13 protein-coding genes, 2 riboswitches and 1 other annotated feature are annotated in these 15,536 nt (G+C 27.0%); of the genes, 12 read left to right on the plus strand and 1 reads right to left on the minus strand.

Going from position 1 to position 15,536, the window contains the following annotated elements; translation table 11 throughout:
• Positions 1-132: 132 nt before the first annotated feature.
• The gene (locus Q4E08_RS09645) at positions 133-1,905 is read left to right on the plus strand and encodes a UvrD-helicase domain-containing protein (RefSeq protein WP_303130544.1); all 1,773 of its coding nucleotides are present in this window, start codon (positions 133-135) and stop codon (positions 1,903-1,905) included.
• Between the two features lie 98 nt (positions 1,906-2,003).
• On the opposite strand, the gene Q4E08_RS09650 is transcribed toward Q4E08_RS09645, so the two are convergent.
• Complete coding sequence (locus tag Q4E08_RS09650; protein ID WP_303130546.1) at positions 2,004-3,482, minus strand: C69 family dipeptidase; 1,479 nt, start codon at positions 3,480-3,482, stop codon at positions 2,004-2,006.
• A gap of 307 nt (positions 3,483-3,789) precedes the next feature.
• On the opposite strand from Q4E08_RS09650, the gene Q4E08_RS09655 reads away from it, so the two are divergent.
• The 11 genes from Q4E08_RS09655 to Q4E08_RS09705 all read left to right on the plus strand — a co-directional run.
• The gene (locus Q4E08_RS09655) at positions 3,790-5,043 is read left to right on the plus strand and encodes an MFS transporter (protein ID WP_303130548.1); all 1,254 of its coding nucleotides are present in this window, start codon (positions 3,790-3,792) and stop codon (positions 5,041-5,043) included.
• 81 nt (positions 5,044-5,124) lie between these two features.
• Positions 5,125-5,226: riboswitch (purine riboswitch) on the plus strand.
• Positions 5,227-5,338: 112 nt separating this feature from the next.
• A complete protein-coding gene (locus Q4E08_RS09660) occupies positions 5,339-6,682 on the plus strand; it encodes a uracil-xanthine permease family protein (protein ID WP_303130550.1) in 1,344 nt (447 codons plus the stop codon).
• Between the two features lie 123 nt (positions 6,683-6,805).
• Positions 6,806-7,606 (plus strand): xanthine dehydrogenase family protein subunit M, encoded by an 801-nt coding sequence (locus Q4E08_RS09665; protein WP_303130551.1) that lies wholly within the window; start codon positions 6,806-6,808, stop codon positions 7,604-7,606.
• Positions 7,596-8,054 (plus strand): (2Fe-2S)-binding protein, encoded by a 459-nt coding sequence (locus Q4E08_RS09670; protein ID WP_303130553.1) that lies wholly within the window; start codon positions 7,596-7,598, stop codon positions 8,052-8,054. Before Q4E08_RS09665 ends, Q4E08_RS09670 begins: the two co-directional genes overlap by 11 nt.
• Positions 8,055-8,057: 3 nt before the next feature.
• Positions 8,058-10,340, plus strand: coding sequence for a xanthine dehydrogenase family protein molybdopterin-binding subunit (locus Q4E08_RS09675; protein ID WP_303130554.1), 2,283 nt, complete (start codon positions 8,058-8,060; stop codon positions 10,338-10,340).
• A gap of 152 nt (positions 10,341-10,492) precedes the next feature.
• Positions 10,493-10,594, plus strand: a riboswitch (purine riboswitch).
• Between the two features lie 188 nt (positions 10,595-10,782).
• Positions 10,783-12,114, plus strand: coding sequence for a uracil-xanthine permease family protein (locus Q4E08_RS09680; RefSeq protein WP_303130555.1), 1,332 nt, complete (start codon positions 10,783-10,785; stop codon positions 12,112-12,114).
• 68 nt (positions 12,115-12,182) lie between these two features.
• Complete coding sequence (locus Q4E08_RS09685; RefSeq protein ID WP_303130556.1) at positions 12,183-12,758, plus strand: xanthine phosphoribosyltransferase; 576 nt, start codon at positions 12,183-12,185, stop codon at positions 12,756-12,758.
• A gap of 199 nt (positions 12,759-12,957) precedes the next feature.
• Entirely contained in the window at positions 12,958-13,674 is a 717-nt protein-coding gene (locus tag Q4E08_RS09690; RefSeq protein ID WP_303130558.1) for a hypothetical protein, read from the plus strand.
• Between the two features lie 214 nt (positions 13,675-13,888).
• The gene (locus Q4E08_RS09695) at positions 13,889-14,080 is read left to right on the plus strand and encodes a hypothetical protein (RefSeq protein WP_303130560.1); all 192 of its coding nucleotides are present in this window, start codon (positions 13,889-13,891) and stop codon (positions 14,078-14,080) included.
• 222 nt (positions 14,081-14,302) lie between these two features.
• Positions 14,303-14,509 (plus strand): hypothetical protein, encoded by a 207-nt coding sequence (locus Q4E08_RS09700; RefSeq protein WP_303130562.1) that lies wholly within the window; start codon positions 14,303-14,305, stop codon positions 14,507-14,509.
• Positions 14,510-14,602: 93 nt separating this feature from the next.
• Positions 14,603-14,843, plus strand: a binding site (T-box leader).
• A 122-nt stretch (positions 14,844-14,965) separates the two neighbouring features.
• A partial coding sequence (locus tag Q4E08_RS09705; RefSeq protein ID WP_303130564.1) for a dicarboxylate/amino acid:cation symporter occupies positions 14,966-15,536 on the plus strand: 571 nt, incomplete at its 3' end.

Here is a 15,536-nt window from a genome sequence, read left to right on the forward strand (position 1 = left end):
CATTTATATTATAGCATTATTAATGAAAGTATTAGATATTAAGTAATAATATGGAATAGAGTGTTTTGAGTATTTTTATAAATATTCTTGAATATATTTAATAAGTGTAAATTAATTTTATTAGGAGTAAATATGGGAATAAAAATATCAGTAAATAAATCCCATGAACTAACAAAAGGAGAAAGCAAAGTATTAGAAGGATTAAAAAATGCTTACAAGAATACAATTGATGAAGTATATATATATGTTCAAAGTACAATTTCAGGAAAAAGACCAGATTTTATAGTTATAGATCAAAAAAGAGGAATATCAATATTAGAAGTAAAAGATTGGTCAGAAGACTATATTATTAATGTAAATAGGAGAAAAGTTAAGCTTTTAGATCTTGAATGTGATAATCCTATTATTCAAGTAAAAGGTTATAAAAGTATACTAAGTAGTGCAGCTTTTTCTAGAGATTTTCAGAATATAAATGAAGAAGACATAAGTACTTGTGTTATATTCACTAATATGAATAAGGATATAAAAGAAAAGGAAAGTTTAAAAGGATTATTTAATAAAAGTGTTAAGTATTTATTTAAAAATGATATTTTAAATATTAATTTAGATAATATTTTTAATTCTTATGAGGTTAATTATTCAGAACAAGATTTAAAGGAAATTAGAGTAGCTTTATTTCCAGAAATTGAAATAGTAAATGTTGAAAAAAGTCATGAATTATTAGAAGATATAAAAGCTTTAGATTTTGAACAAGAAGAATTTGCAAAGAAAATACCTTTAGGTAATTATATGGTTACTGGTATACCAGGTAGTGGAAAAACTGTAATTTTGTTATCAAGAGCTATTCATTTAATTAAAGAAAATCCAGATTGGAGAGTTCTTATATTAACTTATAATAAATCTCTTAGTTATAAGTTAAATAGTAAGCTTGATAAAATTGCAGAAAACTTTAAAAATAATATAAATAATAATGATATTAATTTAGAAAATATAGAAATAAGAAATTTTCATAGCGAAGTAAATAGGATAATAAATAATTTGCGAAGACCAAGTAATATTGACATTAATGAGTGGTTTAGAGAAGAAGTTGTTAAAATTGCAATTGAAAAAGTTAAACCAACATATGATGCTATTTTAATAGATGAATATCAAGATTTTTATATGAAGTGGATAGAACTCTGTGTTAAGCTTTGTAAGAATTATACTGATAAAAATGGAAAAGAGGTTAAGAATATATTCCTTGCAGGTGATAGGCTTCAAAGCATTTATAATGATAGAGATATTAGTTGGAAAAGTATTGGAATTGACATGAGAGGAAGATCAAAGTTTTTAAAGACATCCTATAGAAGTGCCAAACAACATATGAATATTTCACTGGATTTTCTTAAAAATAATAAGAAATTAAAAGCAGAAGTTGAAAAGTTTTATATTGATGAATCAGAAGATAAAAGTTTAAATTCTTTAAATGATGGAAGTATAGATTTTATAACTGGTAATTATTCGTTAATTGGAGATAAAATAATAGAGCTTAAAAAACAAGGATATAAAAACGAAGATTTTTTGGTATTAGCAGCAACTAAGAAAATTTGTGATAATATAAAAAATAGTTGTGTAGAAAGTATAAGATATCAAATGGGATATGTTAAGGATTTAGATCAAAATGAAATGTCAGATAATATAGTAATAACAACATATCACTCTGCAAAGGGGCTCGAAGCAAAAGTTGTATTTTTAACATCTATGGATAGTATATTTAACGGAGATGACCCAGAAGAAATATTGAAGAGAAAAACTATATATGTTGGAATGACAAGAGCATCAGAAAGACTATATATTCATAGTAAAAGTGATAAATACAATAATTATTTTAAAGAAATAAAATGTTTATATGAAAGTAAAAATTAATAAAACAAATTGAAAATAAAATAATACCTAATAATATTTAAAGCATTATTAGGTATTATTTAAGTGTTTGCTATTTTAATAAATATTTACTTTTAATACTATAAATTACTATTATGATGTACTGGTGTTTGTGAAGTTGTTGCTTTTAATAAATCACCATTTAATTTTCTAACTTGTTTTAATGAATAATTAGAAATATCTTTACAGTGTTCAGTCATATAGTTTTCAGCCTTTTTGTGACTTCTCTTATAAAGTTTAAGAGCTTCTTTGTCACTAGCTTTTAAAGAATTATTTAATTTATCTTGAATAGCATCTAATTGAGGTTTAGTATATTTCTTCATATAATCATTATAGTAAGGTGTAGTTAAAGCACCAGTTGTTCTATAAGTCCAGTAAGCTGAATTTGTATCAGGTGTGTCTGTTCCTTCTCTGTATTGTTTTGGTGTTTGATTTATTCCAGAATAGAAAGGTACAAATACACTTGTTTCAGGTACTCCAAGAGATATCCAATGTATACATCCTATATCACTTGGAAGATTTGGTCTACATTGTAATATATGAGATTCCATTGTAAATGCAACGTTTATAGGTCTATATTTTCCTTTGTAATCTCCATAAGGGTCATATGGAGTTCCGTTAAAGTGAGATTTTAAAACTGTACTAACATCAGATACAGATATTTTTTTATCTGGTTTTAAAAACATTTTAAAATTTTTACTTGTTATATTTTGTTTTAAAGAAGGTGTTAAAATTCTTTGTCCATCCCACATTCTTGGATTATTATATTTAGCGTCTTCTTCACTTTCTGTTCCAAAAGCTTTTTTGAAGCTAAAATATTTATCTTTTTTTGGATTATATAAGTTTTTTTCTTTAGCAAATTTAACTAAATCTTTTGAACCCATGTAATTTTTAGTATCTTTTAAATCAACTTTATCAATACATAATTTATTTGGAATTACTGCATATTTTGAATCAGGTACTCTAGTTGCAACCCAATGATGTCCAGAACCTATTTCCATGTACCAAACTTCATTTTTATCAGAAAAAATTACTCCATTAACTTCAGCAGAGCCTTTCTTTTCAACTATTTTTCCAAGTCTTTCAACTCCATCTCTTGCATTTTTTATGTATGGTAAAACAACAGTAACCATTGAATCTTCACCGATTCCGTTTTTTACTAGTGGATCAGCTTTAAGTGCTTTATCATTTGCAGTTGCACTTTCTGTTGCACTCATTGCAACTCCATGTTCATTAATTCCTGCTTCTTCAAATTCCCCATCTTTTTTTGTCCATTCAGGAGTAGCAGTATATTTATAGCTTGTTTTTGGAAGCTTATATGTAAATCCATTTCCTTTTGATTTATAAGTTTCTACTTTATGTGTAGTTTTTTTAGGATGTACAACAAACCTTTTAGTCCAAGCTGTTTTAGCATCTTCATTACGTGCTATAATTGTTGAACCATCAGTAGTAGCAGATTTACCAACGACTACTGTAGTACAAGCAAAAGCATTGGTAACAATAGCTAAGTATGCCGCTAAAGTAAAGCAAGAATACTTAATTAACTTTCTTAATGACATAAAATCACTCCTTATCTTTTGTATACGTTTTCCTTTTAAATTTTAGAAGGTTAGATTTAAAAATTCAATTAAATATAGATGCTTTTTACAAAGTTAACGTAAAGATAATATTATTAATAAATTTAATAATTAATATAAAAAAATATAATAATTATTTTTATTATGAATTATTAAATATTAAATGAGAAATACTAAATTAAATAATAATTACCAAAAATAATTAAATTCAGAGGAGATTAAATATTATGAATAGTAATTTAAAAAGTGAATTTAAGTCTTATTTAACTAATGAAATGGAAGTTTAAATATGGGAATAAAAAATAGTGTTTTATTTCAGAAAAGGGAATTAAGACAGTTTTGTATTTTAAGATTTATTTTTGGTATTAGTTATAGCTTCATGATTCCAATTATACCTTTGTATTTTGATTTAATAGGAGTTAGCACAGTAGTTATAGGAATATTTATGTCACTTTACGGAGTTAGTAAAGCATTAGCTCAAATTCCTTTTGGATTAGTATCAGATGCAATAGGAGATAAATTGCTTTTAATGATAGCTTTAGGATTAATGACTTTTGTTCCATTTGCTTATACTATAGCACCTAATAATTTCATAGCTTGTTTTACTTATGTTATTCAAGGAGGAATTTTAGGTATGGCAGCACCTGCTACATTTTCAGTATTATCAAGGTCTTTAGATGAAAAGAGAAGGGGAGAGTGTACAGGATTTGCATCTTCAGTTTTTACTCTTGGAGGAGGTATTGGAGCTGCAATTGCTGGATTTATAATTGCAAAGTTTAATAATTATAATTTAGTATTTTATATTTCTTCAATAGGGATTTTATTAACTTTAATATTTACTATATTTAAAATAAAAAAATCAGAAAGTGCTAAAGAGAAAAAGGATAAATCATTAAAGTTTTTAAATAGAATAAAAACAATAGTAAAAGATATAAAAGAACATAAATTAGGATGTAAAATCTTACTTTTAGGGGTTATAGCTTTTTTAGGTGATTTTATATATGGGTGTGTAGTATCAATATTTCCTTTCTATGGTCAAGATGTACTTGGAGCATCTTTGGGATATACATCTATGATTATATCAATATATTTATTTATATTTGGCTTTGGAGCTCCAATAGGTGGTTATACAAGTGATAAAATAGGTAACAAAAGACAATTATTTATTTCTTTTATAGTTATGAATTTATCACTTCTAGGCCTATCAATATTTAGAAATATACCTATGTTTACAGTGATTATAATAATATATTTTTTAGGTGCTACTTTTTTAAATGCATCTCTTCAAAGTTTGCTTTCAGAATTTGGAGAAAATGAAAATATAAAAGGAATAGTTTTTGGATTTGTTGGAGCATCTGAAGCTACTGGATATGCAGTAAGTCCCATTGTATCAGCGTTTATATATAACTTTAATAAAAATTTTTTATTTATTGGAGTTTTAATTGTCTCAGTATTAGTGTCTATAATTTATTTATTATTATGTAAAAAAGCTTGTATAACAAATAATAATTGCAATAAAAATATATGTAATAAAAATAAATAATATTTCAATAAAAATTTAATTATATTAATTAAAATCACGAATAATAAAAAACTTGAAAAATATAAAATTCGTGTTATAATACGTATGTAAAATAAAAAATCTCGTATATAATCGGTAATATGGTCCGAAAGTTTCTACCTGCTAACCGTAAAACAGCAGACTACGAGGGCTCCTTATAGTATATACACGATAAAAATAAAATGTATACACCAAAAAAGCAGCACCTCATGGACGGATGAGGTGCTGTTTTTTTGATTATTAGATAAACTTCTAGAGAATTGAGGGGGAAAACAGAATGAAAAAAGGAAGTATTTATGAATTAGAAGGAAGGGTACAGTTAAAGGAAGCAGTTCCTCTTGGTATTCAACATGTTCTTGCAATGTTTTTAGGAAATGTTTCACCACTTATTATTATTTGTGGGTTGTTAAATATTGATATAGGGACTAAATCTATATTAATACAAAATGCAATGTTTATATCAGGTATTGCAACATTAATTCAATTATATCCAAAATTTAGAGTGGGAAGTGGACTTCCAATAGTTATGGGTACAAGCTCTGGGTTTATAGGAACAGAAAAGGTTATTGGGTTAACCTATGGATATGATGCAATTATGGGAGCATCATTAATTGGAGCAATTTTAGAAATTATATTAGGATTTTTTATAAAACCTCTTAAAAAGTTGTTTCCTCCAATAGTAACAAGCCTTGTTATTATTTCTATAGGTCTTTCATTACTTCCAGTTGGAATTAAATATTTTGGTGGAGGTTCGGGTTCTGATGAATTTGGTTCACCAAAAAATTTAATTGTTGCAACTGTAGTTGTATTAGTAATTATTGCATTAAAACAATGTAAAAAAGGTTTCTTAAATGTTTCATCTATATTAATTGGGATTGTAGTTGGTTATATTTTGTCTATATTTTTAGGAATGGTAGATTTTACTGCTGTTAAAGAAGCAGCTTGGATTAGTATGCCAAAGCCTTTTGTAACAGGATTTCAATTTAAGATCGATGCAATTATTTCAATGAGTATTATGTATGTAGCAACAGCAGTTGAAACTATTGGAAATATTTCAGCAATAACTGTTGGTGGGTTAAATAGAGATCCAAAAGATAATGAGTTATCAGGAGGAGTTATTGCAGATGGGGTAGCAAGTGGTATAGCATCAATGTTTGGTGTTCTTCCAAACACAGCTTTTGGACAAAATGCAGGGCTTGTTGCAGTAACTAAAGTAGTAAATAAATTTGTAATTATGACAGGTGCAGTATTTTTAATATTATCAGGATTTATTCCAAAGCTTAGTGCTTTATTTTCTGTTATGCCTCAATCAGTTTTAGGTGGAGCAGCTGTTATTATGTTTTCAATGATTTTAATTAGTGGAATTCAATCATTAATGAGAGAAGGATTAGATGAAAGAAATAGTTTAATTGCAGCCTTAGCACTTGGGATTGGTGTTGGAATTGGATATGTTCCAGAAGTTTTAGCAAAACTTCCAGAATGGGTAACACAAGTTTTTGCTCATAATAGTATAGTTATGGTTTTTGTTATAGCAACAGTTGTAAATTTAATTTTGCCAAAGAAAAAAAGTGAAGATGAAGTTATAAAAGAAAAAGATTTACAAATTAATAGTGTAAGTTAAAATTATTTGCTTATTTTTTTATAAATATTTACTTAAATATAGATTTTAGATTGTTTTGAGACATTATTAATTAAATTTAATATATTAAGAGTTTTATTGATTTTTTGCGGAGGGAATTTGTTTATGTTTACTATTAAAAATTATGTAGTAGCACAAAGTTTAGAAGAAGCTTATGAGTTAAATCAAAAAAAGAATAATGTTGTTTTAGGCGGAACAGCCTGGCTTAAAATGGGAGAACGTAATATACAAACAGCTATAGATTTATCAAAACTTGGACTTAATAAAATTGAAGAAACTGAAGATGCTTTTAATATAGGGTGTATGTGTACTTTAAGAGATTTAGAAGTGAATGCTTCATTAAATTCATATTTTGATGGAGTTATAGCAAAAAGCTTAATGAATATAGTTGGCGTTCAGTTTCGTAATGTAGCAACTATTGGTGGAAGTATATATTCAAGATTTGGGTTTTCAGACATACTTACATCTCTTTTAGCCTTAGATACATATGTTGAGTTATTTAAAGGAGGAATTATACCTTTAAGTGTGTATAAGGACATGCCTTATGATAATGATATATTAGTGAGAATTATAATAAAAAAAGATAATAGAAAGGTTTCATATTTAACACAAAGATTAAGTGCAACAGATATTCCAATACTTACTTGCTGTGCATCAAGGTTTAATGGTAAGTGGCAAATTGTATTAGGTGCAAGACCTAAGAGAGCAGATTTTATTAAAAATAGTGATGAAATTTTAAGTGAAATACCAACTAAAGAAGAAATAAAATTATTACTTGATAGAAATTCTAAAGAAATGAAATTTGAAAGCAATATGAGAGGTAGTAAAGAGTATAGAGCAATATTAGCAAGTGTTCTTGTAGAGAGAGGAATATGTGAAATTACTGGAGGTAACTATGAAGATTAAAATGTGGATTAACAATAAGATTTTTGAAGATGACATATTAGAAGATACTTTATTAATTGATTTTATAAGAAGTAAGGGATTTTTTAGTGTAAAAAGAGGATGCGAAACTTCAAATTGCGGATTATGTACTGTACATTTAGAAGGAAAGCCAATATTATCATGTTCAACTCTTGCCGTTAGAGCAAATGGACTTCATGTTACAACTATTGAAGGTTTAAAAGAAGAAGCAGAAGAATTTGGTGCCTTTATGGCAGATGAAGGAGCAGAGCAATGTGGATTTTGTAGTCCTGGATTTGTTATGAATGTAATAGCTATGAAAAGAGAACTTAATAATCCAACTGAAGATGAAATAAAGAATTATCTTTCTGGCAACCTTTGTCGTTGTACTGGATATATGGGACAACTTAGAGCTGTTAAAAAATATTTAAATTCATTAAAGGAGGACTAATAAATGAAGTATGTAAATAAAGGAATAAGAAAAAAAGATGCTATGGCATTATTAACTGGTAAACCAGTATATACTGAAGATTTACTTCCAGCTAATGCACTTGTTGTAAAACTTCTTAGAAGTCCTCATCCTCATGCTTTAATTGAAGATATTAATACAGATATAGCAAGCAAGATTCCAGGTATTGAATGTATTTTAACTTATAAAGATGTTCCAAATTCAAGATTTACAATGGCTGGACAATCTTATCCTGAACCAAGTCCATACGATAGGCTAATTTTGGATAAGAGACTTAGATGTTGTGGAGACCCTGTTGCTATTGTTGCTGGAACTAATGAAAAGTCTGTTGATAAAGCTATAAAACTTATTAAAGTTAAGTATGAAGTTTTAGATGCAATATTAGATTTTAGAGAAGCTAAAGACAATAATATTTTAGTTCATCCAGAAGAAAATTTTAAAACATTATGTGATGTTGGAGCTGATAATAAAAGAAATATTTGCTCAACAGGTGGATTTGAACATGGTAATGTAGAAGAAGAATTTAGTAAATGTAGCCATATAATAGAACAAACTTATCACACTAAAGCAAATAATCAAGCTATGATGGAGACATTTAGAACATTTACAGAACTTGATACTTACGGAAGACTAAATATAACAAGTTCAACTCAAGTACCTTTTCATGTAAGACGTATATTGGCAAATGCATTAAATATTCCAAAATCAAAAATAAGAGTTGTTAAACCAAGAATAGGTGGAGGTTTTGGAGCAAAGCAAAGTGTTGTTTCAGAAGTTTTCCCTGCAATAGTTACATTAAAGACTGGAAAACCAGCAAAAATGATATTTACAAGAGAAGAAAGTATGACTAATGGAAGTCCAAGACATGAGATGGAAATAAAGGTTCGTTTAGGTGCTGACCACAATGGAATAATTAAAGCAATTGATATATATACATTATCAAATGCTGGAGCTTATGGGGAGCATGGCCCTACAACTGTTGGACTATCAGCACATAAGTCAATGCCACTTTATAGCACTCCAAATGCATATAAATTTAATTATGATGTAGTTTATTCAAATACAATGGGAGCAGGTGCTTATAGAGGATATGGAGCAACTCAAGGTATTTTTGCATTAGAATCTGCAATAAATGAACTTGCAGCTAAGTTAAATATTGATCCTATTAAGTTAAGGCAAATGAATATGGTTAAAGAAGGAGATATTATGCCAGCTTATTATGGAGAAAAGGCAAATAGTTGTACTTTGGATAAATGCTTACAAAGAGCTAAAGAGATGATTGATTGGGATAATAAATATCCATGTAGAGATGTTGGAAATGGAAAAGTAAGATCTGTTGGAGTAGCAATGGCTATGCAGGGTTCTGGAATATCACTAATTGATACTGCTTCAGTTGAAATTAAATTAAATGATGATGGATTTTATACTTTAATGATTGGGGCATCTGATATGGGAACTGGATGTGATACAATATTATCTCAAATGGCAGCAGAGTGTTTAGATTGTAACATTGATAATATTGTAGTTCATGGTGTTGATACTGATCAATCTCCTTATGACACAGGTTCTTATGCATCAAGTACAACTTATCTTACAGGAATGGCTGTTGTTAAAACTTGTGAAAGTTTAAAGAAAAATATGCTTTTAGAAGCTTCAAAATTATTAAATTGTAATGTTGAAAATCTTGAGTTTGATGGAGAAAGAATTTTTTCATTAATAGATGAAAAAGAAATATTACTTAAAGATTTAGCAAATAGAAGTTTAGTTGGTGGAAGTAAAGCAATAAGTGCAAGTGAATCACATTATTCAGAAGTTTCTCCTCCACCTTTTATGGTTGGAATTGTGGAAACAGAAGTGGATAAGTTAACAGGAAATGTGGATATAATTGATTATGTTGCAGTAGTTGACTGTGGAACTATAATAAATCCAAATCTTGCAAGAGTTCAAACAGAAGGTGGAATAGTTCAAGGGATAGGAATGGCTTTGTATGAAGATATAAAATACAATAAAAAAGGTCAAATGATGAATAATTCATTTATGCAATATAAAATTCCAAGTAGATTAGATGTAGGAAATATAAGAGTTGAATTTGAAAGCAGTTTTGAGGAAAGTGGGCCTTTTGGAGCAAAATCAATTGGAGAAATTGTTATAAACACACCATCACCTGCAATAGCTCATGCTGTTTATAATGCAACTAAAGTAAATGTAAGAACACTTCCTATAACAGCAGAGAAAATAGTTATGGGGATGATGAAAAATAAATTATAAAAATTTTTTAATATTTTTATACAAAATAAAATTATAAAAAGAATTAATTAAAATATTAAGATTAGAAAAAATAATAGAAATATTAGGTATAAAAGAGAAAATGAAATAAATTCAAACTATTGATAAAATAAGTTTTCGTGTTATAATACTACGTATATAATAAAAAACGGACTCGTATATAATCGGTAATATGGACCGGAAGTTTCTACCTACTAGCCGTAAACTAGTGGACTACGAGGAGTTGTACAAGGTATGATATTGTATCTAAGGACAGCACCTCAGCTTTTGAGAGGTGCTGTTTTTTTATAAGTATAACTTCTATTATATTCAATAAAATTAAAGTACACTTTTTTTATTTGAGTTCAATTTAGTTTTCTATATAAATATACGCAATATTACAAATGACAATAAATAACATTATAAACAATAAGGAGATGAAGGAATGAAAAAAGATAGTACAAATGCTACTGAAGTTAACTTAATTTATGGTGTTGATGATAACTTAGGATTATTTAAAAAAATATTATTTGGATTTCAACATATATTTGCAGCATTTGGTGGAATAATAGTAGTTCCACTTGTAATATCAACAGCACTTGGCTTTGATACAAAAACAACTACTGCATTAATTAGTGCATCAATATTAGCATCAGGTCTAGCAACAATAATACAGGCTAGGGGAATAGGTAAAGTTGGTTCTAGAGTGGCATGTATTATGGGAACAGATTTTACTTTCGTATCACCAGCAATTTCAGTAGGCTCAGTACTTGGACTTCCAGGAATAATAGGAGCAACAATTTTAGGATCTTTATTTGAAATTATATTAAGTTTTTTTATAAAGCCTTTGATGAAGTTTTTCCCACCTCTTGTTACAGGTACAGTTGTAACATTAATTGGATTAACACTTCTTCCAGTTTCAATAGATTGGGCAGCAGGTGGTGTAGGTGCATCAGATTATGGTAGTTTAAAAAATGTTTTAATAGCAATGTTTGTTTTAGTAATTACACTTATATTAAATAATTACGGAAAAGGAATAATTAGTAGTGCATCTATATTAATTGGTATAGTAATTGGATATATTGTTTGTATTCCAATGGGATTAGTTGATTTTACAGCAATAAAAGAAGCAAGCTTTTTTTCATTCCCAAGAATATTAGAGTTTGGAGTTACATTTGACATAAAGTCAGTAATAGCATTTATTCCAGCTTATTTTGTAGCAACAATCGGAACAGTTGGTTGTATAAAAGCAATAGAAGAAACTTCTAACATATCTGGAGATGATAAAAGAGTTGCAGGTGGAGTATTAGCAGATGGTGTAGGTAGTGCACTTGGTGGATTTTTAGGCTCATGTCCTAATACATCATTTACACAAAATATAGGAATTATATCATTAACTAAAGTTGCTAGCCGTCATGTTGCTGTTATGGCAGGTATATTATTAGTTATATTAGGATTTTTACCAAAGATTTCTGCAATAATTACTGCAATACCAAGTCCAGTTTTAGGTGGAGTTGGAATTATGATGTTTGGAACAGTTGCGGCAGCTGGAATTAGAACATTAAGTAATGTTAAACTTACAGAACGTAATTTACTTATAATTGCAATATCAATGGGATTAGGTCTTGGAGTTACTTTTAGACCAGAGGTTATAAGTCAGTTACCAGAATCATTAAAAATGATATTTTCATCAGGAATTTCTACGGGAACAATAGTTGCACTAATACTTAATATAGTATTAAAAGATAAAAGCAAAAATAAAGAAGTTACAGATTAGAAGAAAATTTAGAAAAATATTAATGAACATAAAAGAAGATTAATTTATAGATAGGGGAGATAAGTATAATGGAAATTTTAAAAGAACGTATATTAAAAGATGGAAGAGCATTAAGCGATACTGTATTAAAGGTTGATTCATTTTTAAATCATGGAGTAGACCCAAAGCTAATGTATCAAGTAGGAACATATTTTAAGGAATATTTTAAAAATCACGGAATAACTAAAATATTTACAATAGAAAGTTCAGGAATAGCACCAACAGTAATGACTGCAATGCAAATGGATTTACCAATGGTTACATTAAAAAAACAAACTTCAAAAATTTTAAATGGTGAAGTATATCAAACAACAGTACATTCTTTCACAAAAGGATCAGACTATGAGTTAACATTATCTAAAAAGTACATAAATGAAAATGATAAAATATTAATAATAGATGATTTCTTAGCAAATGGTGAAGCAGCTCTTGGAGCTATAAGATTAGTTGAGGAAGCTGGAGCTAAAGTAGCTGGAATAGGAATAGTAATAGAAAAATCATTCCAACCAGGAAGAAAAATGTTAGATGAAAAGGGATATGATGTATATTCATTAGCTCGTATCTCAAAACTTGGAGAAAACTTAATTGAATTCAAAGAAGATTAATATCATTAATTTAAAAGTTTTATAAAATAATAAATTTATAATTATTAAAAAGATAACTAAAAATTTTTAGTTATCTTTTTGTTTTAATTTATATTTTTTCATTATAAATTTATGACTAAGTTTTTATGCTTAGTCTTTTTTTATTTTTATAAAACTGCATATATACATATTAGAGATATTTTTATTGAGAGGGGTAAGTATGATGAGAAAATTTATTATGGGATATTCACAAGAAAAATTACTTAATAAAAATCTTGATATAAAAGATATTATGATAATAGATTTCATAGTTAATTTTATTAAAAGTGGAAAATTAGTATATAGAAATATAGATGGAAAAGACTATTTTTGGATAAAGACAAAACTTATAATAGAGTGCTTACCTATACTTAATATATCAAGTAAGGAAATGATTAGAGCAAGGCTTAAAAAGTTAATAAAGCTTAATATTTTAGAATGTAAGCTTGTAAAAGAAGAAGGAAACTATACTTTTTATACTATTGGAGAAGGGTATTATGATTTAAAAAGATTAGATAATATTTCTGAAGAAAATAATGGAGTATGTAAAGAGAAAGTTATCGAAGATAATTTAGATAAAAGTAATATCGAATTAACTTTAGAAGCTGATAAAGATTATGACGAAGAAGATGAAGAAAGAGGTTATGAAAAAGATAGTAAAAAAGAGTATGAAGAAAATTATAAAGAAAATATAGATGAAATTAATAAATGTTATATAAGGAAAAAGAAAATAAACATAGATGTTAATAATAAAAAATTAGATTTTAATAAAAGGGAGTTTTTTTGCCTTAAAGAAACTGACTATAACATTAATAGGGTATATAAATTTAAAACGTCTGATGTCGTCTTAAAAGTAGAAACAAAAAATAAACAGTTTAATAATAATAAAGAAAAATAAAATAAAAAAATATATACAAAAAAGTTTTGGATATATAAATACTTTTTAAACGGTTATTAGCTATAGAGAATTTCTATAAAAATAAAATTATAAAATTTATTCAAAAATAACTGTATAAAAATTAATAAAATAAGGTATAATATGAATAATAATGCAAAAAATTTATATAATATATATATAAAGATAAATAATTATATTATACGGAGGGAATTTTATGAAATTAAGTTCAGGGGATTTAGTAAGATACAATTCAATATATGGTATGGAGAATAATAAATGCAGTATATGTAATAGAGATACTTATTACATGGATTATTGGTGTAATAATCATAATTTCTATTCACCAGAATGTGAAGACAAGTATTATAATTGGTTAAATAGAAAGTCTAGTAATATACAAAGATAAAACCAAAACCCCCTTTTATTAATTTAGGCAGGTTAAGTTATAAATTTATATTTATGTTAACAAATATGTAAAATTATTTAAAAGTATAAAATATAAGATTATTATAAAATAAAGAGATTATTATAAACTTATTTGAATATTATAAAATTTCAAAATAAGCTTGTTAATTATTTATGTAAATTTATACAAAAGATTATTTAAAAATAAAAGGGGGCTTATACTATGGATATTATTCTATATTTTTTACCTGCTGTAGCGGTTATAGGGGGAATAATGTTATTAGTTGGATTTAAGAGCAAATTTAATAAGTTAACATTAGTTCAAAAGTTAGGAATTATTTTAGTTGAAATAGGTGTTATTACTCCAGCTGTAATTGATTTTGCAACAGGATTTATGCAAGGAGTTATTAAATGTGCAGAATCTTTCTAGTAATTTTACAAATTATTTTTATCAAATTAGTCGGAATTAATTATTGACATGCTAAAAAAAATAATATATCATAAAATCAATTAAAAACGGAATTTAAATGCGTTGAAGAGGGAAAGTAGATAATATAAGTTACTACAGAGAATGGTTAGTTTGCTGAGATAACCTGTAAGGAGTATTATTGAAGTGCCCCTCGGAGCTTAAAGGTCGAATTATTTAGTAGATTTTTATGGGAACTCCCATTATAGAGTTAGAGTATATTAGTACTTGAAATTGAGATGGATATTTTATTATCTAATCAGAGTGGAACCGCGGAATTTAACCTTCTGCCTCTGTAATTTTACAGAGGTAGAAGGTTTTTTTATTAATTAAATATAAATGCATGTACTTTCCGATTTTAATTATAAATAAATTTGTTGGCCAGCAAATAGAAAACTAAATTTAAAGGAGAAGAAATATATGATTAATTTTAATTTAATTTTATCAATAATATTATCAATATTATCAATTTATATTATTTACATAGTTAGAAAAAAGACAAATAAGTTTTCATTTGCAACATTAACAGCACTTACTTTAGGATTAGTACTTGGAGTTATATTTAAAGAGAATATTTTATTTTTAGATGTAGTTGGAAAAGGTTATATGTCATTAATTAAAATGATAGTTGTACCATTAGTTATGGTTTCTTTAATAACAAGTATAGTAAGACTAAAAAATTTAGATACATTAAAGTCAATTGGAGTTAAAACATTTATTATATTGCTTGGAACAACAGGTATAGCTGCATTTATAGGAATTATAATAGCTAATTTATTTCATGTTGGAGAAGGATTGAAATTTGTTGGAAATACTGATTTTACAAGTCGAGAAATACCTGGATTTTCAAAGGTTATATTAGATATGCTTCCATCAAATCCTATAGCTGCAATAGTTGATAATAAAATAATACCAGTTGTAATATTTTCACTATTTATTGCAGTAGCATTAGTTATAGAAGATAATTTAAATCCAGAAAAAACAAAACCAT

The sequence above is a fragment of the Clostridium sp. genome (assembly GCF_030532265.1).
In the GTDB taxonomy this organism is placed as follows: domain Bacteria; phylum Bacillota; class Clostridia; order Clostridiales; family Clostridiaceae; genus Clostridium.